This window comes from Smaragdicoccus niigatensis DSM 44881 = NBRC 103563 (assembly GCF_000380645.1).
Lineage (GTDB): Bacteria > Actinomycetota > Actinomycetes > Mycobacteriales > Mycobacteriaceae > Smaragdicoccus > Smaragdicoccus niigatensis.
Map to the genome: position 1 here is coordinate 20,588 of NZ_AQXZ01000014.1, position 25,293 is coordinate 45,880.

General features: G+C 65.0%; 24 protein-coding genes. 8 read left to right on the plus strand and 16 right to left on the minus strand.

From position 1 onward, the window contains the following. Nucleotides 1-14 precede the first annotated feature (14 nt). From F600_RS0107080 to glf, 4 genes are read right to left on the minus strand one after another with little or no spacing between them, the layout of a single operon-like run. Complete coding sequence (locus F600_RS0107080; RefSeq protein WP_026306255.1) at nucleotides 15-941, minus strand: decaprenyl-phosphate phosphoribosyltransferase; 927 nt, start codon at nucleotides 939-941, stop codon at nucleotides 15-17. A gap of 29 nt (nucleotides 942-970) precedes the next feature. Beyond that, nucleotides 971-1,489 (minus strand): phosphatase PAP2 family protein, encoded by a 519-nt coding sequence (locus tag F600_RS0107085; RefSeq protein WP_018159902.1) that lies wholly within the window; start codon nucleotides 1,487-1,489, stop codon nucleotides 971-973. Then, entirely contained in the window at nucleotides 1,486-3,354 is a 1,869-nt protein-coding gene (locus tag F600_RS0107090) for a glycosyltransferase (protein ID WP_174523546.1), read from the minus strand. The genes F600_RS0107085 and F600_RS0107090 overlap by 4 nt, the downstream gene beginning before the upstream one ends. A gap of 14 nt (nucleotides 3,355-3,368) precedes the next feature. Further along, complete coding sequence (gene glf, locus F600_RS0107095) at nucleotides 3,369-4,580, minus strand: UDP-galactopyranose mutase (protein ID WP_018159904.1); 1,212 nt, start codon at nucleotides 4,578-4,580, stop codon at nucleotides 3,369-3,371. Between the two features lie 106 nt (nucleotides 4,581-4,686). Here glf and F600_RS0107100 point away from each other — a divergent pair, with 106 nt between their 5' ends. Continuing rightward, nucleotides 4,687-5,262 carry a methyltransferase family protein gene (locus tag F600_RS0107100; RefSeq protein WP_026306258.1) on the plus strand — a complete coding sequence of 192 codons (576 nt, stop codon included), beginning with the start codon at nucleotides 4,687-4,689 and terminating at the stop codon, nucleotides 5,260-5,262. Between the two features lie 88 nt (nucleotides 5,263-5,350). Here the strand turns inward: F600_RS0107100 and F600_RS0107105 are convergent, their stop codons facing one another. Both F600_RS0107105 and F600_RS27305 read right to left on the minus strand, forming a co-directional pair. Then, complete coding sequence (locus F600_RS0107105) at nucleotides 5,351-6,124, minus strand: MerR family transcriptional regulator (protein ID WP_018159906.1); 774 nt, start codon at nucleotides 6,122-6,124, stop codon at nucleotides 5,351-5,353. 41 nt (nucleotides 6,125-6,165) lie between these two features. Beyond that, complete coding sequence (locus tag F600_RS27305) at nucleotides 6,166-7,476, minus strand: SpoIID/LytB domain-containing protein (RefSeq protein WP_018159907.1); 1,311 nt, start codon at nucleotides 7,474-7,476, stop codon at nucleotides 6,166-6,168. 184 nt (nucleotides 7,477-7,660) lie between these two features. Between F600_RS27305 and F600_RS27310 the strand changes: the two genes are divergently transcribed. Further along, nucleotides 7,661-9,757 carry an N-acetylmuramoyl-L-alanine amidase gene (locus F600_RS27310; RefSeq protein WP_018159908.1) on the plus strand — a complete coding sequence of 699 codons (2,097 nt, stop codon included), beginning with the start codon at nucleotides 7,661-7,663 and terminating at the stop codon, nucleotides 9,755-9,757. Here F600_RS27310 and F600_RS0107120 read toward each other — a convergent pair. Together F600_RS0107120 and F600_RS30180 are read right to left on the minus strand one after the other, a co-directional pair. Then, nucleotides 9,744-10,589 (minus strand): HAD family hydrolase, encoded by an 846-nt coding sequence (locus F600_RS0107120; protein ID WP_018159909.1) that lies wholly within the window; start codon nucleotides 10,587-10,589, stop codon nucleotides 9,744-9,746. The genes F600_RS27310 and F600_RS0107120 overlap by 14 nt on opposite strands. A gap of 83 nt (nucleotides 10,590-10,672) precedes the next feature. Next, nucleotides 10,673-11,443, minus strand: a complete 771-nt coding sequence (locus F600_RS30180; RefSeq protein WP_156024464.1) for a hypothetical protein — start codon at nucleotides 11,441-11,443, stop codon at nucleotides 10,673-10,675. A 223-nt stretch (nucleotides 11,444-11,666) separates the two neighbouring features. Here F600_RS30180 and F600_RS0107130 point away from each other — a divergent pair, with 223 nt between their 5' ends. Next, nucleotides 11,667-12,254 (plus strand): deaminase, encoded by a 588-nt coding sequence (locus tag F600_RS0107130; RefSeq protein WP_018159911.1) that lies wholly within the window; start codon nucleotides 11,667-11,669, stop codon nucleotides 12,252-12,254. Nucleotides 12,255-12,260: 6 nt separating this feature from the next. Here the strand turns inward: F600_RS0107130 and F600_RS0107135 are convergent, their stop codons facing one another. Beyond that, on the minus strand, nucleotides 12,261-13,022 hold the full coding sequence (locus tag F600_RS0107135) for a lysophospholipid acyltransferase family protein (RefSeq protein WP_018159912.1): 762 nt from the start codon (nucleotides 13,020-13,022) through the stop codon (nucleotides 12,261-12,263). A gap of 451 nt (nucleotides 13,023-13,473) precedes the next feature. Here F600_RS0107135 and F600_RS0107140 point away from each other — a divergent pair, with 451 nt between their 5' ends. Then, nucleotides 13,474-15,042: a hypothetical protein gene (locus F600_RS0107140; protein ID WP_026306260.1), complete on the plus strand. Its 1,569-nt coding sequence runs from the start codon at nucleotides 13,474-13,476 to the stop codon at nucleotides 15,040-15,042. A gap of 29 nt (nucleotides 15,043-15,071) precedes the next feature. Here the strand turns inward: F600_RS0107140 and F600_RS0107145 are convergent, their stop codons facing one another. From F600_RS0107145 to serS, 3 genes are read right to left on the minus strand one after another with little or no spacing between them, the layout of a single operon-like run. Further along, entirely contained in the window at nucleotides 15,072-16,013 is a 942-nt protein-coding gene (locus F600_RS0107145) for a DMT family transporter (protein WP_018159913.1), read from the minus strand. Beyond that, nucleotides 16,014-16,907, minus strand: coding sequence for a neutral zinc metallopeptidase (locus tag F600_RS27325; RefSeq protein WP_018159914.1), 894 nt, complete (start codon nucleotides 16,905-16,907; stop codon nucleotides 16,014-16,016). 51 nt (nucleotides 16,908-16,958) lie between these two features. Next, on the minus strand, nucleotides 16,959-18,221 hold the full coding sequence (gene serS / locus F600_RS0107155) for a serine--tRNA ligase (RefSeq protein ID WP_018159915.1): 1,263 nt from the start codon (nucleotides 18,219-18,221) through the stop codon (nucleotides 16,959-16,961). Between the two features lie 68 nt (nucleotides 18,222-18,289). On the opposite strand from serS, the gene F600_RS0107160 reads away from it, so the two are divergent. After that, the gene (locus F600_RS0107160; RefSeq protein WP_018159916.1) at nucleotides 18,290-19,417 is read left to right on the plus strand and encodes a septum formation family protein; all 1,128 of its coding nucleotides are present in this window, start codon (nucleotides 18,290-18,292) and stop codon (nucleotides 19,415-19,417) included. Next, complete coding sequence (locus F600_RS0107165; RefSeq protein ID WP_018159917.1) at nucleotides 19,417-19,767, plus strand: metallopeptidase family protein; 351 nt, start codon at nucleotides 19,417-19,419, stop codon at nucleotides 19,765-19,767. Before F600_RS0107160 ends, F600_RS0107165 begins: the two co-directional genes overlap by 1 nt. A 260-nt stretch (nucleotides 19,768-20,027) precedes the next feature. On the opposite strand, the gene F600_RS0107170 is transcribed toward F600_RS0107165, so the two are convergent. Genes F600_RS0107170 through F600_RS0107180 form a run of 3 tightly spaced genes read right to left on the minus strand, consistent with a single transcriptional unit; the run spans nucleotide 20,028 to nucleotide 21,844 of the window. Further along, entirely contained in the window at nucleotides 20,028-20,693 is a 666-nt protein-coding gene (locus F600_RS0107170; protein WP_026306262.1) for a histidine phosphatase family protein, read from the minus strand. Then, entirely contained in the window at nucleotides 20,693-21,607 is a 915-nt protein-coding gene (pheA, locus tag F600_RS0107175; protein ID WP_018159919.1) for a prephenate dehydratase, read from the minus strand. The genes F600_RS0107170 and pheA overlap by 1 nt, the downstream gene beginning before the upstream one ends. A gap of 36 nt (nucleotides 21,608-21,643) precedes the next feature. Beyond that, complete coding sequence (locus tag F600_RS0107180) at nucleotides 21,644-21,844, minus strand: DUF5808 domain-containing protein (RefSeq protein WP_018159920.1); 201 nt, start codon at nucleotides 21,842-21,844, stop codon at nucleotides 21,644-21,646. A gap of 65 nt (nucleotides 21,845-21,909) precedes the next feature. Between F600_RS0107180 and F600_RS0107185 the strand changes: the two genes are divergently transcribed. After that, a complete protein-coding gene (locus F600_RS0107185; RefSeq protein WP_018159921.1) occupies nucleotides 21,910-22,434 on the plus strand; it encodes a helix-turn-helix domain-containing protein in 525 nt (174 codons plus the stop codon). 36 nt (nucleotides 22,435-22,470) lie between these two features. Here F600_RS0107185 and F600_RS0107190 read toward each other — a convergent pair whose 3' ends face one another. Next, nucleotides 22,471-23,088: a hypothetical protein gene (locus F600_RS0107190; RefSeq protein WP_018159922.1), complete on the minus strand. Its 618-nt coding sequence runs from the start codon at nucleotides 23,086-23,088 to the stop codon at nucleotides 22,471-22,473. A gap of 183 nt (nucleotides 23,089-23,271) precedes the next feature. Here F600_RS0107190 and F600_RS0107195 point away from each other — a divergent pair, with 183 nt between their 5' ends. Continuing rightward, nucleotides 23,272-25,215 (plus strand): ArnT family glycosyltransferase, encoded by a 1,944-nt coding sequence (locus F600_RS0107195; protein ID WP_156024465.1) that lies wholly within the window; start codon nucleotides 23,272-23,274, stop codon nucleotides 25,213-25,215. Nucleotides 25,216-25,293: the final 78 nt, after the last annotated feature.

Here is a 25,293-nt window from a genome sequence, read left to right on the forward strand (position 1 = left end):
CTACAAGCTCATCGTCAAACGAAGTAGACAGCGACACCAACGACTCCGATCCAGGCGATCGCGAGGACCTGAAGCACTCGGTCACCGAGCGCGATCTCCTCGGGTTCACCTCCGCGTCCGCTGTCCACGACGACCGCGTAGCGCAGGATCGCGACCGTGAACGGGATCATCGAGATCGCGAACCACGACGTTTGCTTCGCCGCATCCTGCTGGAATGCCCACAAACCGTAGAAGATGACGACAGCGGTCGCCGCCATGCCCCAGATGAAGCGCAGGTAGGTCGGCGTGTAGTACTCGAGCGACTTGCGGATCTTCTTGCCCGTGGTGAGCGCGATTTCGAGCTCGGCAGTGCGCTTCCCAGCCGCCATGAACAGCGAGCCGAACGCCATGACCAGCAAGAACCACTGCGACAGCGGAATCGACGCAGCCGCACCACCGGCGACGGCACGCAGCAGGAAGCCGGACGACACGATGCAGATGTCGATGACGGCCTGGTGCTTGAGGCCGAAGCAGTAGCCGATCTGGATCGCGATGTAGACACCCATGACGACGGCGAGGTGCCAGTCCGCCAGGAACGACAGGCCGACCGACGCGGTCAGCAGGACGACCGACAGCGCATAGGCCAGGTTGATCGGGACGACACCGGCGGCGATCGGACGGAAGCGCTTCGTCGGGTGGGCACGGTCGGCCTCGACGTCGAGCGCGTCGTTGATCAGGTAGATGCCGGACGCGGCGAGGCAGAACACGACGAACGCGATCGCAACAGGTCCGAGAACGCCCAGGTCGGTGACCGAACCGGCCGCCATTGGAGCGGCCAGAACGAGCACGTTCTTGATCCACTGCCGCGGCCGAATCGCCTTCACGAGACCGGCAGCGAGTGTCTTCGGCGGGCCCTTCACCACACCGGACGCCAGTTCGGCGGTGGTCGGCTCTTCACTCATCTCATTCCTCGGCAAGGTTGCTTCAGCAGTCATCGCTGGCTCCGGTTCTCATATGCAATGACGGCGGCGGCCGAGGCAGCGCCGAGCGCCGCTCCCGCTGCCACATCCGTCGGGTAGTGGACGCCCAGGACCAGCCGGGACAACATCATGGGCGGCACGATGATCGGCGCCACCGGCAGCCCGGTGAGGCGGCCCAGGAGGATCGCCGCCGCGGTCGTCGACGTGGCGTGCGACGACGGAAAGCTCAAACGGCTCGGAGTGCTGACGTTGACGACAACGCGCGGGTCATCCGGACGACGACGCCGAACCACTCGCTTGATGACGATCGATGCCGCATGCGCGCCGACCGCGCCGACCCCGACGCCGATCCACTGCTTGCGCCGCGCCGGGTCAGCCAAGGCGCCGACCGCGGCGATGCCCATCCAGCCGAGCGCGTGCTCGCCGAAGTGCGACATCGCGCGTGCGGCGGGAATGGCAGCGGGATGCGACCCGACCGTCGACTGGACGGTTTCGAGGATCGCGATCTCCCGCGCAGTGGTGTCGATCATTGGTCCACCGTCGCGAACAACTCGGCCCAACGTTCCCGGCTCGTGAGCACCGGATGCGCGGCGCGATACTGCGCCTTCATCTCCGGGAATCGGCGCGCGAGTTCCTTGCGCAGGCGCAACGCCTCCTTGAGGAGGTCCTTGGCCTTCTCGCGGTCGCGCTGGCGGTACACCACTCCCCGACCGTCGGCGGTCGTGACCGTCACACCGTCGACCTGCGACAGCAGGAACCAGCGCGCCTCGGCCGTCGTCGCGTTGAGCTGCGGCGTCACGTGATGCTGTTCCTTGGCGGGCTTGAGGTTGTGCAGCACGCCGTTGGCCAGGCGCTTGACCTTCGCGATCGGGTTCGTCGGAATCCCGACGGCCGGGACATCCGCGCGCGACGCACGCGGCAGCTCGGCCGAGGTCGGGAGCACGACGGCGTCCGGGTACTCCTTGCGGATCGCGTGGACCTGTCCGAGCGCGCTCGGCAGCAGATCCCACAGGCCGTCCGGCCCGGCGAGGAAGTGTTCGATCGCCAGGTTCTGGATCGCGACGGTCGAGTACTCGAGGCACACGAGGTGCTTGATGGTCGCCTTGATCGTGTTCTTGACCAGGGCCTTTCCATCGTTGTCGAGGTGCAGCGCGGCGACGACCAGGCGGTTGCGCAGGTGGAAGTACGCCTGCCAGTCGATGGCGTCGTCCTTGTCGCTCCACGCCATGTGCCAGATGGCCGCACCCGGCATGGTGACCGTCGGGTAGCCGGCCTCACGAGCACGCAGACCGAACTCGGCGTCATCCCACTTGATGAACAGCGGGAGCGGCTGACCGATCTCCTCCGCGATCTGGCGCGGGATGAGGCACATCCACCAGCCGTTGTAGTCGACGTCGATGCGGCGGTGCAGCAACACCGAGTTCTCGCGGTCGGTGAGCGGGTACTTGGCGAAGTTGTGGTCGTACTCGACGTTCGGCGCGGCACCCCACATGAAGTGCGGCATGTGCACGATCTCGCCCATGGTGTGCAGGTGGCTGCGTTCCTGCAGGTTGAGCATCTGCCCGCCGACGAGCATCGGCTTCTTCGCATAACGCCCGAAGGCGAGCGCGCGCAGGATCGAGTCCGGCTCGATCTCGATGTCGTCATCCATGAACAGGATGTACTCGGCGTCGGTGCGCTTGAGCGCCTCGAACATGATGCGGCTGTATCCACCCGATCCACCCCAGTTGGGCTGGTCGTGGATGGTGAGCATGTCGCCGAGCGCGGCCTTGGCCTCGTCGTAGCCGGGCTCGTCGACGACCTTCTTCGTGCCCTGGTCGGGGACGATGACCGCGGTGACGTGCTCCATGACGAGCGGGTCGCTGACCAGCGCCTTGAGTGCCTTGACGCAGTCGGTCGGCCGGTTGAACGTGGGGATTCCAACGGCGATCGTCCCCGCACCCGGAGCCGCTTGCGGTGCGTACCAACCCGCAGCTTCCAGCTCGACCTTGGTGTCGCTCGTGATGTCGAACCAGATCCAGCCACCGTCTTCGAACGGCGCGAGCTCGACCTCAAACTCGATCGTCTCGTTGTTGAATTCCTGGCCCTGAATGTGAATGCGCGACGCATCGACCTTCGAGCGGTAGACATCCGCGCGTCCGTGTCCACTGAGCTGCAGCTTCAGGACGACGGTCTTGAGGACCGTCCAGCGCCGCCAGTAGCTCGCCGGGAAAGCGTTGAAGTACGTCGAGAACGACACTTCCGACTCGGCGCCGATGCTCAGAGACGTGCGGGCCGGCGCATGCGACCGGCGCGGGTTGGTCTCGGCTTCGACGATGTAGAGCGATCGCACGTCCAGCGGTTCGCCCGGGCGCGGCAAAATGACGCGCTGGAGCAACTGCACTGCTGAACTCACGTTTGTCTCTCCCACTAATCGGTCCCGTTCACTTCGTGCAACGGCTCACCGTCTAAAAAATGCGGACGGAGCACGTTGTCGTACATTCCCAACGCACTCGCGATCGCCATGTGCATGTCGAGGTACTGATAGGTACCCAATCGTCCACCGAAGAGAACACCCGCGGACTCCGTCTCCTGCTTGGCGCGGGCACGGTAAGCGGTGAGCTTCGCGCGATCCTCCGGAGTATTGATCGGGTAATACGGCTCGTCACCCTCGTCGGCGAATCGCGAGTACTCCCGCATAATCACCGTTTTGTCCTTCGGGTAATCACGCTCGGGGTGGAAGTGGCGGAATTCATGAATACGGGTATATGGCACATCGCCGTCGTTGTAGTTCATGACCGGGGTGCCCTGGAAGTCCTCGATCGGCAGCACTTCAGTCTCGAAATCGAGTGTGCGCCAACCAAGTTCACCTTCTGCATGGTCGAAGTACTGGTCCAGCGGACCGGTGTATACGACGGGTGCTCCCGGGTTCTCGGCGCGAAGTTCGTCGCGGACGTCGAAGTAATCCGTATTCAGCCGAACTTCGATGTTCTCGTGCGCGGCCATGTTCTCGAGCCACTTCGTGTAGCCGTCGACCGGCAGACCCTCGTAGGTGTCGTTGAAGTAGCGGTTGTCGAAGTTGTAGCGGACCGGCAGTCGCGTGATGTTCCCGGCGGGCAGATTCTTCGGATCGGTCTGCCACTGCTTCGCGGTGTACTCCTTCACGAACGCCTCGTACAACGGGCGGCCGATGAGGGAGATCGCCTTTTCCTCGAAGTTCTTCGCGTCCTTGCTGTCGAACTCGGAGGCCTGTTCGGCGATGAGCGCCTTCGCCTCTTCCGGGCTGTAGTACCTACCGAAGAACTGCGAGATCAAACCCAGTCCCATCGGGAACTGGTACGACTGGCCCTTGTAGAGGGCGAAGACGCGGTGCTGATAACCGGTGAACTCGGTGAACTGCGTGACGTAGTCCCACACGCGTTGGTTCGACGTATGGAAGAGGTGGGCACCGTATTTGTGCACCTCAATGCCGGTTTCTGGTTCAGCTTCGGAGTAGGCGTTCCCACCCAGATGGTGGCGACGGTCCAGGACCAGCACACGCTTGCCGAGCTGCGAGGCGCATCGTTCCGCGACAGTGAGTCCGAAGAATCCTGAACCGACGACAATCAGGTCGAAACGGCCGTCTGTATTTGCACCGGTCACGGTGGTTCAGCCTATCGGAGCCGATCGCCCCGGGGGCTTTTCGCGCGCCCGGGGGTGTCGGGTTCATAGAGGGCTCTCAGCCGCGGCGCCGAACTACGATCGGGACATGCACTTCTCCCTGGTAGTGCTGCAGTTAGTCGTCCTGATCACCCTGGTCGGGTGGTTGGTGATCGAGCTGCGCCAGGGCCGGCAACGGCGTGCTGATGCCCGCAACGCCGATGCAGGGAGTTACCGCGTCGTCAAGATCTTCGGGATCGCGGGCCTCCTCGGCGCGGTCGCGGCATCGCGGCTGGTTCCCGCTGCGGCGATTCACCCGCAAGCTGTGCCTGCCACCATCGGGCTCGTGATCCTGTGGGCGGGGATCGCGTTGCGGCTGTGGTGCTTCCGCGCTCTGGGCCGATACTTCACCTTCCGCGTGCAGACGAGCCCTGATCAGGGCGTTGTCTCGACCGGCCCGTATCGCGTGCTGCGGCACCCGAGCTACGCGGCGATCCTGCTCGTCTTGATCGGCATCGGATTGCTCTACGCGAACTGGCTGTCACTCGCCTTGATCGTGGGTGTCAGTTTCATCGGCACGCTGAACCGGATCCGAGTCGAGGAACGGGAGCTCGAGCGGGACCTCGGCGATCGATATCGGGAGTTCGCCGCGACGCGCAAGCGCATCATCCCGTTTGTGTGGTGAGGTGCCAAACGGAACGGTGCTCTCCCGGCGGCGTAATCCATATATGTGGATGGCGACTCCGAGAGAGCACCGAATCGTTTTGAACGACCTAGCCGACGAGCTCCTTGAGCGCGTAGGCGACCATGGCGTCCCGGACGTACTCGGCGGTCTGCGCGCCGTGGACGTCGTAGTTCGCGCGGAATCGGTCATCGGCGACGTACATCTCGCCGAGGCCGGTGAAGGCATCGGCAGTGGGCTTGCGTCCCTGCCAACCGACGGCGATCCAGTCGTAGTGCCGCTTGACGATGGCTTGAACCTCGTCCGACTCGATGGACAGTCCGGCGGCATGTGCCTTGCCGTAGTCCGCCGCGATGTCGAGGTGGGTCTGGCCGAAGTCCTTCTTCTGCTCTTCGGTCATGCCTCGCCACCAGCGATCACCGCTCTCGTAGGCGTCCTTGCCCCAGCGGTCGATCACCTCGTCCTTGTATTGCGTGTGGTCGAATCCGTCGAATACTTGGTCAGCCACGAGTGGCTCACCTCCTTGTGTCTTGCTGATGGTTGATTTCACCGATGCGATCTGCCGGCCGATCCGGCTTCGCTCCTCTTCGAGGTAGCGCAGGTGGATCGACAGTGCGGACACCGTGTCCTGTTGGCCGCGCAGGACGTCGGCGATCAGGGGTAGCCCCAACCCGAGATCACGCAGAAGCAGAATCCGCTGCAGACGAAGAAGGGCTTCCTCGTCGTAGTAGCGGTATCCGTTGCTGCCGATCCGAGTGGGTGGGAGCAACCCGATCTCGTCGTAGTGCCGCAACGCCCGACTGGTCGTTCCGGAAGCTTTCGCAAGCTCTTGGATCGACCACTCGGGTCGTGCGTATCGCGTCATGAGAACAAGTCTGCAAGTTGACGCAACGTCAATGTCAAGGGTTATTGAGAAGCTGGCGCCAAGAGGTGCTGAAGGTTGGCGATGACCTGCTGAAGCACCGGTCCGGACAGTGATCCGGCCAGCCCTGCCATCTCCTGAACCGTTTCCGGAGTCGGGACCGAAATCGGCAGTTGCGGCACCGGCGCGGTCGGAACGTCCTGCGGTGCCGGCACCGCCGGCTCGCCCGGCTTCGGGGCGGGCAGTGCACCCGGAACGATGATCTGGAATTCGTTCGTCCCGATGTCGAGCTTGCCGTTGAGCTCTACGTTGGAGACGTCGATCGTCTTGTCGCTGCCGACGATGTGGACCGACGTGACGTGGCGGTCCTGGGCTTTGGTCACCTCGACCGACTCGACGTTGCCGACGCCGAACGCCTTGCCGATGTCGCCGGCGGTGACGGCCTTCTCCCAGTGACCCGGCGCGACGCGGTCACCCTCGTCGACGATTCCGCTCGCCGTGAGACCACCGGTCGAGGCCGAATACTCGGCGCGCAGAATCTTGCCGTCCTGCATGAGGACGGTTCCCGCCGTGCTCTGGACCGCTTTGTCGGTGCGGGGGTCTTCGATGCTCGACCCCGCGTACACCTGGCACGACTGGGTGTCACAGGTCTGCGCGTAGTCCGTGCGGTGCTCGGACAGCGAGTACGAACGCGCGGCGATCGCTTGTGCGCGCAGCGCTTCGAAGCCGTTCTTGTCCGCCCAGCCCGCCATCATCTCCGACGGGATGACGCCGCGGAGGTAGTCGTCGACGTCGACGGTGTTGACCGTTTTTGCGCCGCCGTCGTCGGCAAGCCCGAGCGAACCGCGGTACGCATTTCCGCCGCAGAACTGCAGGTGCTCGTTCTCCGGGCGGTTGATTCCGGCCGTGATGGGGTCGACGCGCATGCTGTCCGAGTGCCCGGTGGACACCTGGCCACCGTTGCAACCGTCGGTGACGGTGTAGTTGCCGCTGAGGTCGAGATGGATGGCCTGACCCGGCGCGACCTTCTGCCCGTCGATCGACATTCCGGCATCGGAGGTGACGTCGAGGTTCTTGCCGTCGCGGTATTCGAGGCGAACAGTGATCGGCGCGGCCGGTGCCTTACCGAGCGTGGCGTCCGGGTAGAAGTGGCCGACGATCTTCTCCGCGGTCCAGCCCATCTGCGCATAGCCGAAGGCACCCCACTGCCCCATGCCTCGGCCATGACCGTTGCCGAGACCCACGAACGTGTACACGGCATCGGCCGCGACGACGGGCTGAAAAGCCGGTCCGGATGCGAAGAGAAGGCCGACGACGGCAGACGAAGCGATAAAACCCCAGCGCGGTGCGCGCACGTCGACCCCTCCTGATTTCGAATTAGGCGTTCCTAATACAAAACCAATTACGTGTAACGCCAACCGGATCCATTGGGATGCGCTTTGGACACAATCCTGGCTAACCCTCTACTGGAGGTTGAATAGGGTCTTTTGCCCTCAGTAGCGTGCGGTTAGTTACATCCGCAGATCTTGGGAGTCCGCCTTGCCGAACCGCCGCCGGAAGCATTCGCTCGTCGTCGGAGTCGTTGCCTTTGCCACAGTTGCCAGTCCGCTCGGAGTCATCGGACTGAATTACGGACCCGACATCAAGAACGCCGATAACGCCCATCCAACCGATTTAGCGTCTGTTCTGCTGAAGACGGTCCCAGACGTTGTCATTCCGATTAAGCAACTAACTGGTCTCGACCTCCCCGACTTCCGCCTGTCGGACCTCACGTCGCTGCCGCTGCCCGGCGGCATCAAGCTCCCGGTTTCGCTTCCGGGTGCGCCGGGCGAATCGCCCATCACCGATCCATCGGCGCCGGTCAACCCGGGCACGCTGCCCTCGGATGTCGCGGACAAGTACGGCACTCAGGTCAAGGAAATCCACCGCGACCAGCCGTTCAGTATGGTCGCGCTCGCCGCGAAGGACATGGCCGGCGGAACGGTCGCACAGGTGCGACCCAAACTCGCCAACGGCTCGTGGGGTCCGTGGACCGAGGCTGAGGCACTCGGCTGGCGCGACAACAAACCGGGCGCGCTCACCGGTACCGACCCGATCTACGTCGGCAAGACGAACGACGTCCAGGTCATGCTGACCTCCGGTCTGAAGGAAGCCGCTGCTGCCGGCCAGGCGCTCGAGCAGGTGCCGCAGGCCGCCGCGACCGGCATCAAGCCCGCCGCGTTCAGCACCCCGCTGCACGCCGCGGACCCAGCCGCCGCGCCGACGGACGCGACCGCGGCAACCACCGATGCCAACGCATCGACCAGCCCGGATCCCAATGCAGCCACCACCACGACCGCTGACGACCTCACCGCCGTCCTCATCGATCCAGGTCAGACGACCGATGACGCGAACCTCAAGTTCGAGAAGCTGCCGAACGGCGGACCTGAGGTCGTGACGCGCGCCGCGTGGGGCGCCGACGAGTCGATGCGCTGCGAAGACCCCACCTACGACGACGCGGTCAGCGCCGGAACCGTGCACCACACGGCCGGCCGCAACGACTACACGCCGGAGGAGTCGGCGGGCATCGTCCGCGCGATTTACAAGTACCACGCACAGACTCTGGGCTGGTGCGACATCGGCTACCAGGCACTCGTCGACCGCTTTGGACGCACCTTCGAAGGTCGCTACGGCGGCATGACCCGCAACGTCGAGGGCGCCCACGCCGGTGGCTTCAACGAGAACACCGTGGGTGTCGCGATGATGGGCACCTTCGACACCGAGCAGCCGACCGCCGAGCAACTCAAGGCGACGGGCACCTACCTCGGCTGGCGCCTGAAGATGGCCGGCGTCGACCCGAAGGGTCACGCCACGCATTACTCGGAGGGCACGTCGTACACGAAGTACCCGCAGGGTGAAGCCGTCGATCTGCCGAACATCTTCGCCCACCGCGACGTCGGCACCACGGACTGCCCCGGTGACGCCGCCTACGCCGACCTCGACCAGATCCGCACCATCGCCGCGAGCGTCCAGGGCGTGACCCCGCAGTCGCTTCCGCTGCCGGACATTGCGCAGCTGCTCGCCGGGACTGGAAACACGACGCCGGCTACCCCGACGACCCCGCAGGCTCCGGCCGCGGATGCCGCTGCGGTTCCGGCCGCACCGGACCTCCCCGCGGAGATCAAGGCTTCGGCACCCGCCGACGCCGCGGCCGCCTCGGGAGCGACCACGACATCGGCGACGGGATCACTGTCGACGCTGCTGACCGGGCTCACCACGGCCGTGCTGCAGCCGACCGACGACAACGCAGTCGCCAAGCGCTGGGTTGCTGAAGGCGGTGCCACCGGCAAGCTGGGACCGGCGCTGACCGGCCTGATCACGACGTCGAGCGGTCAGTCGGTCGCGAAATTCGCGAACGGCATCATCTTCACCGCGGCCAAGCCGACCACTGTGGGCACGGCCGACACCGCGTCGACCCAGCCGCAGACGATCGTGCTGCTGGGCGAGGTGCTGAAGAAGTTCATGGCCTCGGGCAACGTCACCGGCCAGCTCGGAATGCCGCTCGCCGACTCGGCCACGGCGGACACTCAGACGTTCAAGTTCCAGCGCGGATCGCTGATCCTGAACAAGCTGACCGGCGTCGTCACGACCCAGTAGTCCACCAGCGCTCCAACACCCGGGCGACCCCGTCGTCGGAGTTCGAGGCAGTGACCTCGTTCGCCGCGGCGACGGCGTCCGGGTGTGCGTTTTTCATGGCCACGCCATGGCCCGCGAGGTGCAGCATGGGAACGTCGTTGGGCATGTCTCCGAACGCGACGATACGACTCGGCTCAACACCCAGATAATCTGCAGCCCAACGCAACCCGGAAGCCTTCGTGACCCCTGGTGCGGACACTTCGAGGAGTCCCTTGTCGGTCGAGAAGGTGACGTCCCCGCTGTCGCCGACCAACGGCGCGAGGCGTTCGTACATCCAGTCGCTCGTCGCGGTCGGGAATCGGATCAGCATCTTGATGGCCGGCATCGCGAGAACGTCGCGAGTCGTCAACTCGATGTTGTCCGGGTTCAGCCAGGCGTGCTCGTAGTCCGGCGACGTGACGAACTGTGGATTGGCCTGGTCGTGGGCGCTCTCCCCCACTCGCTCAGTCGCCAGGCCACATCCGGGGAACAGCGCGAGTGCCATTCCGGCGATCATGTGCATCGTGTTGACGTCGAGCGTCCACGCTTGCAAGATCCGGTCGGCGGCACTGTCGTAGATCACCGCGCCGTTTCCGCACACGGAGAGCGGGTGGTACCCAAGCTGTTCGGTGATCGGCGTGATCCAGCGCGGCGGGCGGCCCGTGGCCAGCACGAACGGAACCCCGTCCGCGACGACCGCATTGACCGCATCGCGGTTGCGCGCGCTCACTCGTTCGTCGTCACCGAGCAGCGTTCCATCCACGTCAGTGGCGACGAGGTGCGGTTTTTCGATGTTCAACCATTCGTCAGCCATGGATCCATAGTGCCCGAGCAGCGAAATCCGCGCAGTGCATGGCGGATGACGTCACTGCGCGGATTCGAGGTTTCGCCCGGCGTTTACCGCCCGAAATTGGGGTCGTAGTACTGAGTCGGCGGAGGCGGAACCTCGTCCTTCTCCTTGTCCCCGGCGACCTTCTTGGCGACGTCGGCCGCCGCATCCAGTGCCTTACCCGCGGCGGAACCAGCGCTACCCACGACCGACTCGACCGTCGAACCAGCCTTGCCGATAAGCCCGGTGGCAGTGCTCAACGTCGATGTGCCGAGGGAGGTTCCGGTGTCGAGGACATCGCTCGCGGCGCCCGTTCCGGACGAAATGACGGTGTCCGCGACGCCACCAACGGCAGCGCCGAGTGCACCCGCACCAGAGCCGAGAGCGTCCGTCGCCGACCCGACTGCGCCGCCGGCCGCGTTGGCCGCTTTGTTCAGCGCGTTCGCGCCGGCCTCGATCGATCGGCCGAAGATCGCGGCCACCGACGACACCGCTTCCGCGGCCTTGCCGGCGGCATCAGCTGCTACGCGTGCGGCTTCGGCAGCGATGCGCGCAGCTTCCGCGGCAGCTTCGGCGGCCTTGGCGACCACATCGGCCACTCCTTCAGCGGCCTTGCCGGCCCCCATTGCTCCGGCATCGGCGGCCTTGCCGACCAGGTCGGTTGCCGTGCCGGCAGCACCGCCCGCGGCACTGACGGCCGAACCCGCGGCACTGGCACCGGCCCGGGCGACATCTCCTATCGTGCCTATCGCCGAACCAGCAGCTTCCGCGGCCTTGTTGGCTACATCGGCGGCTGCAGCGCCGGCTTCCTGGCCAGACCGAGCAACGTCATATGGCATTTCGAGCACCTCCGTTTTGGGATAAAAGCTCTAACAAAATCGAACCATTGCTGGCACCTGCGTACCAGGGATTCAGGCCGAAATGCTGGGGAAATGGGCAGCGTCACACGCCGACGGAGTTCACGTCGCGCCCAAGGCCAGTATCCCGGCGACACGCCCGCCCACCAATCCATCCGGTACGGTTCCCTGTTTTTTGTCGAGGTCGCGGGGTTACGATTCGGACATGGCCGACACACCGATCGCGGCCCGCCTACTCGAAGTGATCGAGTCCGAAATCCTGCCTATGACAGCGCGCGGCGTCGCTTCCGGAAACAAGGTTTTCGGCGCGGCTGTCCTGCGGAAATCGGACTTGTCTCTCGTTATTGCCGGGACCAACAGCGAAACCGATAACCCACTCCTCCATGGCGAAATCAACACGCTGAATCAGTTCTACGAAATGGCCGACCGGCCATCGACGAAGGACCTCGTGTTCCTCACGACGCATGAGCCATGCACGTTGTGCATGTCAGCGATCACGTGGGCCGGATTCGACAATTACTACTACTTCTACAGCCACGAGGATTCCCGGGACGCCTTCGCGATCCCGCATGACCTCACGATCCTCAAGGAACTGTTCGGCCTCGAGCCCGGCGGATATCGGCGCACCAACAAGTTCTGGACCGCGTATTCGATCCCCGCACTCGCCGATGCCGAGGCAGAGCCGCTCCGGAGCGAACTGATCGAGCAGATCAAACGCATCAAGGACCGGTACCAGGAACTGTCCGAGCAGTATCAGGCGTCGAAGGGCGACAACGACATTCCGCTCAACTGAGCCGGACTACTCGCCCTTCGCCTCGCGCTTGGCGCGACGCTCCGCGACTTCCGCCTCGTCGAGCTTGTTGGCCTCTTCGAGTGTCGGGGCCGAACCGCCGAGGCGGGCGGGAACCCAATAGGCACCCGGCTCCATCGGGTAGTCCTGCTGCGCCTTCGCGAGCATGTCTGCCATCACCTGGTGGAGGGTCGCGGTGAGTTCTTCAGCGGAACCCTCGGGCTGCAGCGGCGTACCAGCCATGACCACGATCGGGGTCTTGGTGCGGCCCATGTGCTTGGGCTGACCCTTCGTCCAGACGCGCTGCGCACCCCACACGATGACCGGGATGATCGGCACGCCGGCCTCGAGCGCCATGCGGGCAGTGCCGGACTTGAAGTGCTTGATCTCGAAGCTGCGACTGATGGTCGCCTCGGGATACATGCCGATGAGTTCTCCGGCTTGCAGGCGCTCAACGGCGACCGCGTAGGCACCGGCACCAGCCTCACGGTCGACCGGAATGTGCTTGCAGCCGCGCATGATCGGGCCCGAGATCGCGTTGTCGAACACGGCCTTCTTCGCCATGAAGCGGATGTAGCGGTTCTTCTTCCGCTTGAACGACCGCGCCGGAAGGTGCGAGTACGCGAAGTCGAGGTAACCGGTGTGGTTGATCGCGACAACCGCGCCACCCTTGTCCGGGATGTTCTCGTGACCACTCACGGTGAACTTCAGGCCCTGGACAGCGAAGAGCGTGCGAGCAAAGCCGACGACGGTGCGATAAACCGGATCCACGCCGATAGCGTAGCGGTCGACTTACGGTGACGTAACCCGGTACGTGAGAGAGCCTCACCTCATCCACTGGTGACGAGCCGTCAACGAGGCCCATAGGCCACCCGAAATTCACCCAAATTGGTCGACTTATTCGTGGCGCTGAGCTCGCAAAAGGAGGAACCTTGCTAGTAGATCCCTGTGATCTAGCTCGTCTAGACCCAGCGATCAAGCTCGTCGACGGCAGGTGCCCATTGAGGCGCTAGTGTGGCCATTTTTCGACGCTGGTATGGGCAGCCGGAGAAACACCAGACAGGAAGATTCGGCTTGCCTTCCTGTGGTTTGACGGCCACAAGCCCCCAAACCGATCTCTACAAAGAGCCGCGTCTGTGGTTCCCGGTCCCTGCGGGAATCCAGGACAAAGGGGCATCCTTTGCGTGCCATATTCATCCGCCGAGCGATAGTTCTCGGCCCAATGTGCGTTGCATTGGTCCTCTTCACCGGAGGACCCGCGGGCGCACGTCCACACCGACCCGTACTCGACCCGGACACCACCGAGGAGGTCGCTCCACCGGCTGCCGACGTGCCGGCATACGTGCCACCCCCACCACCGCCGAGACCGGCCTACGTACCGCCGAAACCCGCGTACGTCCCGCCACCAGCACCTGTCTACGAGCCACCGGTCATTCCGGAGGTTCCGCGTCCGGTCGTTCAGGCTCCGGTGATTCCCGCGCCCGTGGTTCCGGATGTTCCGAAACCAGCCGTGGTTGCAGACATTCCAAAGCCAGCGGTAGTCGTTCCAGCACCTGTGGTTCCGGATGTTCCGAAACCAGCGGTAGTGGCCAACATTCCGAAGCCCGCGGTAGTCGTTCCAGCGCCCGCGGCTCCAGACGTTGCCAAGCCAGCGGTTGTGGCTGCGACCGTTCCGGACCCCAAGGCGCCAGCCGCAGCAGTCGTCGTACCTAACGCGGTTTCCGCAGCTCAAGCTGCTTCGGCAGCCGCAGCAAACGCCGCGACGAAGGCCGCCACCGCGGCCGCAACCGTTGCGACGGATGCCGCCAACAAAGCAGCCGCGGTCACCGAGAATGCCGCCAACGCAACCTTGCCAGGTGTAGTCGCGCCAGCCTTGCCAAAGGCAGCCACAGTCACGCTTCCGACGGTGAATCTGCCAGGCGCTTCGGCCGTCCCGACTTTCCAGAAGCCGGCGATCCCGAACATCCTGACAGCCGGGCTGCTACCCAAGATCGCGCGTCCGGACTTCCCGGCGTTGCCCAACATCGCCCGCCCCACGCTGGTGACCACGGTGACGACCGGAACTCAGGACGACACGCGCCACCGATCGACCGAGTCCTCTCGGCAGTCTGTGAACGCGACTGACCTGGCCTGGCTCAGCACCTGCTGGAACGGCTCCCAGGTCACGGTGACCAACGCCTGCCTGCGGGCAGTCGCTGCGCACGCATCGTGGTTCGACGGATGCAACTTCAACTTCTGGGTTGAAGGCGTGGGCTGGATTCACACGTCCGGGAACTCCTGCGCTCAGTTGCTCCAGTTCATCCTCGGTGTCCGCGGAGTGACCTGGGACGGCTGCGGTTGCGAGCAGTACACCTACATCGCTCCCAGCGGACTGTGGTGCACCGGGTACTACCGCGACGACGTCTTCATCTACACGGGCTACTACCCGAGGTGGGTGCAGAACGCCAACCAGGCCCAGCAGGCACAAGCCGCTGGACAAGTGGTGTTCGAACCGCCGAGCGTCACTGCGATCGTCGGTGATTCGACCATTGGGGCCGACGTGAAACTCGCGTCCGCACCCGGCGTACCCGCCGCACCGACCGGCACGACTGCGGTTTCGCAGGCAATGGCGCCCGGGATCATTCCGGTCTCGCACAACAGCTCTAGCAACTGGTGGCAAGGCCCGGCCCTGGCCATCGGTCTCGCGATGCTCATCGCGGCCTGGTTCACGGACCGTCGGAAGATCGAAATCGAGAGCAAGTTCCCACCACCAGCCCCGGGAGGAGGCCGCATTGCGGGTGGATTCGCCTGACCTCGGCTAGCTGATCTGGGGCGGCACCGTCATTCGGTGCCGCCTTGGTCATGTCCGGGCTGCGTTCCACCGCGACGGCCGACCCACACCCCCACCAATGCCAGCACGCATCCGACGACGACTCCCCAATTGAGGTGCCGACCTGCGGGCACGAACACGTCGAGCGCGAGCGCGCCGATGAGCTGGCCGGCGATCGTGGCGAGCGCCAACAACAGCACTCCCAGGCCGTGAACGATCCGCGCCGACACCGCGATGAAGAGAATTCCGAGCAATCCACCGAGATAGAGCCACGGCTCGTGCGGAAGCGCTCCCGGCCAACCGCGGTTCGCGACCACGATTGCGCCGACCACGAGCAAGGCCGACGTGCCGACGATGAAGTTGACCAGCGCGGATGACATCGGCCCGCCTACCGCGGCGACCCGCCCGTTGACCGCCATCTGCCATGCGGTCGCGGCGCCCGCGACGACCGGAAAGACGACGAACAACCAATTCGTGCCGCTGGTGATCGACGAGTGACTCGCGATCGCCACCGCCGCCAGCACAATCGCGGCTCCGGCTATTCGCCGCGCTGTGATCGGACTCCGACCCGACGGTCCGAGACCCGCCCGGTCCACGAGCACGCCGCTGACGACCTGTCCGGCGACGATCGCAACGGTGAACAGCGCGACGCCGATCGTCGTGACCGTGATGCCTTGACTGGCCACTGCCGAGGCACCCGCGAGACCGCCGACGCAGTGCCACCACTTCAGGCGCCCGGTGCGTACCGCTGTCACAACTTCCGCCATCCGCGCCCGTCGCGCGGCGCTGACCAGGGTGAACACCACCAGAACGACGAGTCCCGAGCCGAAACTGACGATCGCCGCGGCCACGCCGTCATGGATGCGCGTGCCGAGGGTGCCATTGAGTCGCGACTGGATGGCGACCGCGATCCCGATCAGAACCGCGACGATGAGTGCGGCTTGGTTCCGCACTCAGCTGACCGAGTCGGCCGAGGCCGTCCAGGTATTGCACACCGACAACGAGTCGAGATCGGCGCCGATACTGAACCAGCCGCCGAAGTGCGACGACGACCCGTGATCGGCCGGCCGCTTCGGGGCATCTCCACGGGTGTAGCTGTCGTGCTTGGCGACGTCGACGGTCACTTCGTCGAAGGTTGCGCCGATGAACATCCCCGCCAGGCACTGGGCCTGGAGTTCGGTTCGCCGGGTCAGTTCGAGGCCGAGCGGGGTCGTCCGGCCGGCGGCGTCGATTCGGGACACCGCGGCCGGCAAAGTGCCGCTGAGCTGCTGAATGTGGTGTCCGTACTCGTGCGACAGCATCGACAACGCCGCGATCGCCACGGCCGCCCGTCCGGCCGAGGTCTTCTGGTAGCTGTTCTGGTCGAGGTAGATCGTTCCAGCGCAGTAGTAGCTGTTGTTTTCGAGCTTCTGCTTGCAGTCGGGCGGGGTACCAGTGCCGCTGAGCACGAGGGTCGGCGGCGTGAAGTCGACCTTGATCGATTCGAGAAGTGGGCGCCACGCATCGTCGAGGCAGACGAGCGCCGCACGCAGGAATGGCTCGTCACCGTCCGACCAATGTGGGAGTACACATTTGGCCCGGACCAGCGGTCGCTCGACCGTGATCGGGGACGTCCCCGGATCCTCGGTATTGGCCGCTGGCGTGATCGATGGTTGGGGGCTGCGCGACGGGGTCACCCACGTTGCGGTCGCCGGCTGGCTGATGGCAAGAGTGGTCGTCACCTGGACAGACGTGTCCGCCACATCGTCTTGGTTCGACATTTGCGCGGTGAGGACGACACCCGCGACGGCTACGACACCCGCGATTGCAACAATCGCCAAGGCGCGGGCTTTCCCGGCACTCGCCACGGGAGTGAAATCTACTGGGCCGTGGCGACTAACCGGTTGAGGCGCACCTAGCTAGCCTTTCGGCTTCAGTACATCCGTCCCCACGAACGGCACCAACGCCTGCGGAACCCGCACGCTGCCGTCGGCCTGTTGGTGGTTCTCGAGAATCGCGACGATCCACCGCGTCGTGGCGAGCGTTCCATTGAGCGTGGCGGCGACCTGTGGCTTGCCGTTCTCATCGCGGTACCGAACTCCGAGTCGGCGCGCCTGGAAGGTCGTGCAGTTCGACGTCGAGGTCAGCTCGCGATAGGTCTGCTGCGTCGGAACCCACGCCTCGCAGTCGAACTTGCGCGCCGCGGACGAGCCCAGATCACCGGCGGCGACGTCGATCACGCGGTACGGAACCTCGATCGCGGCGAGCATCTCGCGCTCCCACGCGAGAAGGCGACGATGCTCGGCGACCGCGTCCTCGGGACGCGCGTAGATGAACATTTCGACCTTGTCGAACTGGTGAACACGGATGATTCCACGCGTGTCCTTGCCGTAGCTGCCAGCCTCCCGGCGGAAGCACGACGACCAGCCCGCGTACCGCATCGGACCGTTCGACAGGTCGAGGATCTCGCCGCTGTGGTACCCCGCGAGGGGAACCTCCGAGGTGCCGACGAGGTACAGGTCGTCCTCTTCGAGGTGGTAGATCTCGTCCGCGTGCGCACCGAGGAATCCGGTGCCCTGCATGACCTCCGGTCGCACGAGCACGGGCGGAATCATCGGCGTGAAGCCGTTGGCGACCGCCTTCTGAATCGCGAGCTGCAGCAATCCGAGCTGCAGCAGAGCGCCGTACCCGGTGAGGAAGTAGAAGCGCGAGCCCGAAACCTTCGCGCCGCGTTCCATGTCGAGGAGTCCGAGCGACTCGCCGAGCGTGAGGTGGTCCTTCGGCTCGAATCCGAGATCGGGAATGTCGCCGACGGTCTCGAGGACGATGAAGTTGTCCTCGCCGCCAGCGGGAACTCCGTCCTCGACGACGTTCGGAATCGCACGATGTGCGGCATCGAGAGCAGCTTCGGCAGCGGTCTCCTCGACCTCGGCCGCCTTCACCTTGGCGGAGAGCTCGGCACCCTGAGCGAGCATCGCCGGTCGGTCTTCCTTCGCGGCGCGACCGATCAGCTTGCCGTGCGACTTGTGCTCGGCGCGCAGCTGGTCGGCCGCGCTGATCGCGGCGCGACGCTGGGCGTCAGCTTCGAGGAGGGCATCGACCAGGTCCGGATTCTCGCCGCGGGACCGCTGGGAGTCGCGAACGGCTGCCGGGTTTTCGCGTACGAACTTCAGGTCGATCACGCCTAAAACCCTATCGTCACGCAGCGCCTCAACGGGCAGCGGGCCGCAACTGGGTATTCTCGGAGTTCATGCGCCTTCGGAAGCCGAAAACCGGCGAGCCCACCCCTCCGAGCACGGTGACCAAGTCATTTTCGGAGGTCGCTCCGGGTCCGGACGCGCCGAGTTCGTTCACGAAGTCGGGAAACCGCAAGGTCTGGATCCGCCGCGGCATCCTCGCGGCTGCGGTCATCGCTGCGCTGGTGGCCGGAACCGCCATCGCAGCCAGCCAGCTCCGGAGCTCGGATGAGTCTTCGACAGCTGCCGCGGTGACCACAACCGGCGCGAAGGCCGGTCCGGCATTCGGCACGGCCAAAGAGGGCAACTGCCTGACGTGGCAGAAGCCGGATGCCAGCGACCTGGCGAAGGTCGACTGCAAGGAACAGCACCTGTTCGAGGTGACTGCGGAGGTCGACCTTTCCAAGTACCCGACCGCCGAATTCGGGCCGGACTCCCCCTTCCCGGGCACCCTCCGCTTCGCCGAACTGCGCGATACCCACTGCGTCCCCGCCGCGAAGTCCTACCTGCACGGCAAGCTCGACCCCTTCGGCAAGTTCAGCGCCGGCCTGATCAACCCGGGCCCGCAGGGTTGGGCCGCCGGTGAGCGCACGCTTCGCTGTGGTTTGCAGATCACCGCGACGACCGGACGCCTCCAGCCGATGAAGGGTTCGGTCGCGGACCAGGACCAGTCCCGCGTCTGGGACCCGGGTACATGCGTCGGCATCATGCAGGGTCAGCCCACCGACCCGATCGACTGCAACAAGGAACACGCCTTCGAGATCATCTCCGTGGTCGACCTCGGCGCCGAGTTCAAGCAGGGTTCGCCGTCGGTCGAGAACCAGGACAAGTTCCTCAACAAGGTGTGCACCGACGCCGCAAACGCCTACCTCGGCTCTCCGGACGCCCTCAAGAACAAGACCCTGACACTGTTCTGGGACAACCCGGACCCGATCAGCTGGCTCGCCGGAAGCAAGAAGGTCAACTGCTCGGTCGGCAAGCAGGACACGGGTGGCTTTGCGCCGCTGGTGAATTCGGCCAAGACGGACGGTCTGCTGATCAACGGTCAGAAGCCGGTTCCGCTGGCCGGCGCGCCGGAAGGCCGCTCGATGCCGACGCCGCTTCCGGGAGCCGAGCCTGCTCCGGTGCCCGGCGGGAACTAGTGCCTGTTCACATCGACACGGGCCGTTTCGACGAGCTCGTGTCGGATGCACTCGATCGCATTCCGGAGAAGTTCGCGCGCGCGATCGACAACGTGGTGTTCCTCGTCGAAGACCGCGACCCGGACGATCCGCATCTGCTCGGCGTCTATGTCGGTGTGGCTTTGGACGAGCGGGACAGCAACTATGCCGGGTCGCTGCCCGACCGGATCATGATCTTTCGCGAGCCGCTCATGGAGATGTGTGACGACGAAGACGATCTCGTGCACGAAATCGAGGTGACGGTCCGGCATGAGCTCGGGCATTACTTCGGGCTCGACGAGAAGCGATTGCACGAACTCGGGTGGGGCTAGCGGTTTCGCCCGGGGGAACCATTCTCTCACCGGCTCGCTTGTACAAAGCTGCTGGTTTGTACAGCCAGCTCTGGAACAACAGTGTGTGGGTTCAGCGGAACCAGGAGCTTGCTGCGCGCGTCCAACCAGATGTGCCACATACCTGCCGACGCCTTGCCGGTGCCCGCCTGAACACTCAGACCGGCGTGGTGACTCCCGCGCCTGTCCCAGAAGCCGCGCGTCCGCGCGTGACCGTGGCGCCGACTGCGTTCCCGGACTTGTCAGCCCATGGGGTCCTCGGCTGATTCGGCTTCCGTGCCGAACGGCGGGAGCAGACTCCCCCATCGAAGGCAGTGCCACGAACCGTCGGAGACCGCTCCCAGTTCGATCGACTGGGTGTTCCGCAGATGGCTGGCCAACGCGAACTGCGGCGGGATCGAAGCCAGGTAAGCGGCGATGAGTCGGATAGCCGCACCGTGCGCGATGACGACGATCGTGTGTTCGCCACGCGAAAGATGTTCCGCCCGAAGATTTTCGATCACCGGCACAAACCGGTCGAGCACCTGGCGCCCGGATTCGCCACCCGGGATCTGCTGATCGAGCAGGCCGATGTGCCACTGCGCGTAGATCGAATGGAACGTGTGATGAGAATCGTGATCCGAACGATTCTCGAGGTCGCCGGCCTGAACTTCGTGCAATCCCTCGAGCACCGTGTGTTCGATGTCGAGATCCATCGTCGACAGTGCATGTTCCGCGGTTTGCCGAGCGCGCAGCGCCGCGGAACTGAAGATTCCGATCGGCTTCTCCCAGTGCAGGCGCTCGCCGAGCTCACGAGCCTGCGCGACGCCATCCTCGGTGAGCGGCGTTCCCGGCAGTTTCGTGTCGAGGCGCCGCGCGACGTTGCCTTCAGTCTCCCCGTGCCGGACGAGAATCAGCCGACCGGTGATCATTGCTCCTGCTTCCCAGCGCGCATGTGGGCGAGCCACTCGGCAGACTCCTCGCCGGAGGGCGGCGTGCGTCCCGCGACGCCCGGAACCGGCCACGAACCGAGGTATCGGACACCTGCGACCTGGTGAAGCGCCTTGAGTGCTTCGGCGACGGCGGGGTCGTCGATGTGGCCGACACAGTCGATGAAGAACCAGTACTTGCCGGGCGTCGTGCGTGTCGGACGCGACTGCGCAAGTGTGAGATCGACTCCGCGCGTGGCGAATTCAGCGAACGCACGATAAAGGGAGCCGGGCTCATCGGAGAGTCCGAACACCACCGAGGTTCGGTCGGCGCCGGTGCGTTCGGGCGGTGGGCACGGCTTGGAGACGAGCACGAATCGAGTACGGGCGCCCTCGTAATCGGCGACCCCGTCCGCGAGACTGATCAGTCCGTTCTGCTGTCCGGCGAGGGCGGTCGAGACGGCGGCATCGCCATGACCTGCGGCGATATCGGCGGCCGCGGCGGCATTCGAGGCCGAATATTCGACCTCGGCGTCGGGGAGGTTCTTGGTCAGCCACTGCTGGACCTGTGCCGCGGCGACGGGATACGCATGCACGACCTTGACGTCAGCGAGGTTCGTACCGGGGCGCGCGACGATCGAGAACGCGACATCGAGTTCATTTTCGGCGACGATCTGCAAGCGATCGCCGACGGCGAGAGCGTCCATGGTGGCGGCGACCGGGCCGTCGACCGAGCTTTCGATCGGGACGACGGCCGCGTCAGCCGAACCGCTGCGCACCATCTCGAGCGCTGCCTGCTGCGACTTGGCCGGGATGCGGGTCACCTGGTCGGTGAATTCACCCGCCGCTTCAAACTTCGCCAATGCCATCTCGGTGAACGTTCCGGCTGGTCCGAAGTACGAAATCCGCAGCACAACGACGAGAGTAGTGCACTCACGCCTTCGGGGGCGTCAGGATTTCTTCCAGTGGAGGAGTCGGTAGACGTTGATGTCGAAGCCCCAACCGAAGGTCTTGGGCGTGAAGACGCGCGGCTCATCCGGGTTCCACCAGCGCGCCTTGAGCTTGGCAAGGGTTGGACGGCGCCAGTCGTACGGCATGCCGGCGAACTTTCCCTGCGGAGCGGGCACTTTGTTCTCATCGGGGGTCGTCATGAGTCAATGATTACACATGTGCGATTATTTTCGATAGTGAAAGTAATCGGGGTAACATTGACCCTGTGAACACCGTCGAGCTGCTTCTGCACCCGGTGCGCCTGCGCGTCGTGCAGGCACTTCTGGGTGATCAGGTGCTGACCACCGCCGAACTGAGCGAGAAGCTGGGCGTCACGCCCGCGAGTCTCTACCGGCACATCAACCTTCTGACCTCGGCGGGGATGCTCGACGTCGCAGGTGAGCGCCCAATTCGGGGCACGGTGGAACGGTCATACCGGCTGAATATTGCGGCCACGCGGATCACGCCCGATGAGTTGGCCGCCATGACTGCCGAGGATCACCACCAGGCCTTCATCGCCTATATCGCCGGCGCGATCGCCGATTTCGACAAGTACCTCGGCACCCGCGATATCGACCTGGTGCGCGACGGCGTCGGCTACACCACTGCCGGCCTCTGGCTCGACGACCAGGAGTTCGTCGAGTTCGCGAAGGAACTCGCGGAAGTGTTCGGAAGGCGGATCCGGAACAAGCCCGGAGACGGTCGCCGGCTGCGGACCGTCCGGCTGATCAATCTGCCCGGCGGGCAATGATCTCGGCCGGGCCGTCCTCCGGCCCGGCCGTACGCGTTACGGGTTACCCGTTCCGTTCGCTCCCGGCGGGAACTGACCACCGCCCGGACCTCGATCGAACCCGTCCTCGCCGGATCGAACCGAAATCGCCGTCGCGGTGCCGTTCGATTCTGTCGCCCGGACGTTGACGGTGTCTCCGACGGCGACCGACGACGGAGTGGTCAGGGTGTAGATCTGACTGAATCCGTCGACGCTCTTCACCGTCAAGGACGTGTCGGAGACCGCGGTGACCGTTCCCTCCTGCGTCAACTCGGTGGTGTAGCCGCCGTTGCCGTCCGAGACGACGAACTCGCCGTGCAGAGCCATGCCCATGCCACCGCGCATTCCGCCGCCGAACTGTCCGCCGCCCTGACCCGGTGCGCCGCCTTGCCCAAATCCCTGCTGGACCGAACTCGAGGTCGAGTTCGACAGCGCGTAGATCGCACCGCCGCCGGCGACCGCGATTCCGAGAGCGATGCCAACGGCCGCGAGAGTCTTCTTCGTCGACCACTTGGCGGTGGCAGCAGGCTGCGGCGCACCCCAAGCCGGGTTGGGCATGGTCTGGGTCGCGGTTGACGCCGGGGCGTCCGTCGGCGGATTCGGTGGCGGATAGTAGTTCGGCGGCTCAGTGCTCATTGCTGCTCCTTCTGCGCGGTTTCGTTGCGTGCAGTCCGATCGTCAAGGTCGAAATGTGGGAATTGCTGTGAACGCCATCCGCATTCGTTGTGCATGCCCTACCAGGCAGCTGCCGGGTGCCTCGACGGAAGCGCACAGGCGGCTCCCAGGGAAATCGGACCTTTCGCCTCAACGATCGAGAGCATGACCACAACTCTGATGCCACCGGAGCATCGACAAATCGACCATCACCCGGCCGATGCCGTGCGTCCCACGTGGCGTGAGCGGCTGTTCACCGGCAGCCCCGACGAGCCGCGTTGGGCCAAGCCGGGCCTCTACGGCCTCCTCATCGCGACCGCGGTTCTCTACCTCTGGAACCTCAGCGCCTCCGGGTGGGCGAACGACTTCTACGCCGCCGCGGTTCAGGCCGGCACCCAGAGCTGGAAGGCGATGCTGTTCGGTTCGCTCGACGCGGGCAACGCGATCACCGTCGACAAGCCGCCGGCGGCCCTCTGGGTCATGGCGCTGTCGGGCCGACTCTTCGGATTCAGCTCGTTCTCGATGCTCCTCCCCCAGGCGCTGATGGGCGTCGGGTCGGTGGCGCTCGTGGCTGCGACGGTTCGGCGGTGGAGTGGACCCGCGGCAGGTCTCCTCGCCGGCGCCGCGCTTGCCTTGACGCCGGTCGCTGCCCTGATGTTCAAGTTCAACAACCCCGACGCGCTGCTCGTCTTCCTCATGACGCTCGCCGCGTACTGCGTCGTTCGAGCAACTGAGAAGGGCAGCACACGCTGGCTGGCGTTCGCGGGTATCGCGCTCGGATTCGGCTTTCTCACCAAGATGCTGCAGGCGTTCTTGGTTCTTCCCGCCGTCGGACTCGTATTCCTCGTAGCGGCCCCGATCACCTTCTGGGCTCGCATTCGGAAGCTGTTGGTGGCGTTCGTTGCGCTCATCGTGAGCGCGGGATGGCTGCCACTTCTCGTGGCACTGTGGCCGGCTGGATCGCGCCCGTACATCGGCGGTTCAACGACCAACAGCCTGCTCGAGCTAGCGCTCGGATACAACGGCCTCGGCCGCATCTTCGGCGGCACGGGTAACGGCGGCGGCGGTGGCGGTGGAATGGGCGGCGGCAACGCCGGATTCGGCGGCACGACCGGCATCACCCGCATGTTCGGCGAATCGATGGGCACCGAAATCTCGTGGCTGCTGCCTGCCGCATTGATCGGCTTGGTCGCGGGTCTGTGGTTCACGCGCCGCATGCCGCGCGCCGATCGCACTCGTGCCGGACTGATCCTCTGGGGAGGCTGGCTGCTGGTCACCGGGATCGTCTTCAGCTACATGCAGGGCACGATGCACCCGTACTACACGGTTGCGCTGGCACCCGCGATTGCCGCTCTCATCGGCATCACGGTGGTCGAACTGTGGAAGGGCCGAAACAACCTCCCGGCCCGGACGGCACTGGCTGCGATGTCCGCGACGACCGGGCTCTGGGGATTCGCCCTTCTGGCCCGGACCCCGGACTGGTTCCCTTGGCTGCGTTGGGTGATCGTCATCGGTTCGATTGTCGTAGCTGCGGTGATCGCGGTTGGTGCGCATCAACTCGGTAAGGCGACGGTTGTTGTGGCTATCTCGGGCGTGCTGCTCGGCTTCGGCGGAACGGCAGCTTATGCACTCGACACGGCAGTCACCGCGCACAGCGGCTCAATCCCAACTTCGGGACCGGCGACCGGTCGAGGTATAGGCGGTTTCGGTGGTGGGATGCCGGGTGGCGAAGCTCCCACGGGCGGATTCGGCGGCATGCGCGGCGAGTCCAGCAACAACGCCGAACTGCAGGCTCTCTTGAAGGCCACCGACAACCGCTGGGCAGCCGCGACGATCGGCTCGATGTCCGCTGGACCGCTCGAGTTGTCGACCGGCACCTCGATCATGGCGATCGGCGGGTTCACCGGAAGTGACGATTCACCGACTCTCGCGCAGTTCCAGCAGTACGTGGCGAACGGCAATATCCACTACTTCATCGCGGGTGGCGGCATGGGCGGCCGCGGTGGTGGGGAAGGTGCATCGAGCCAGATCACGGCGTGGGTCGAGGCGCACTACACGGCCAAGACCGTGGGTGGAGTGACGGTTTATGACCTGACGCAGGCGACTTAAGGAGGTCGAAGGCGCGTCCGCGGCAAAGCGGGCGCGCCTCGGGTGGTGCCGGCCGATTGGCCGCCCGAGTTAGAAGGG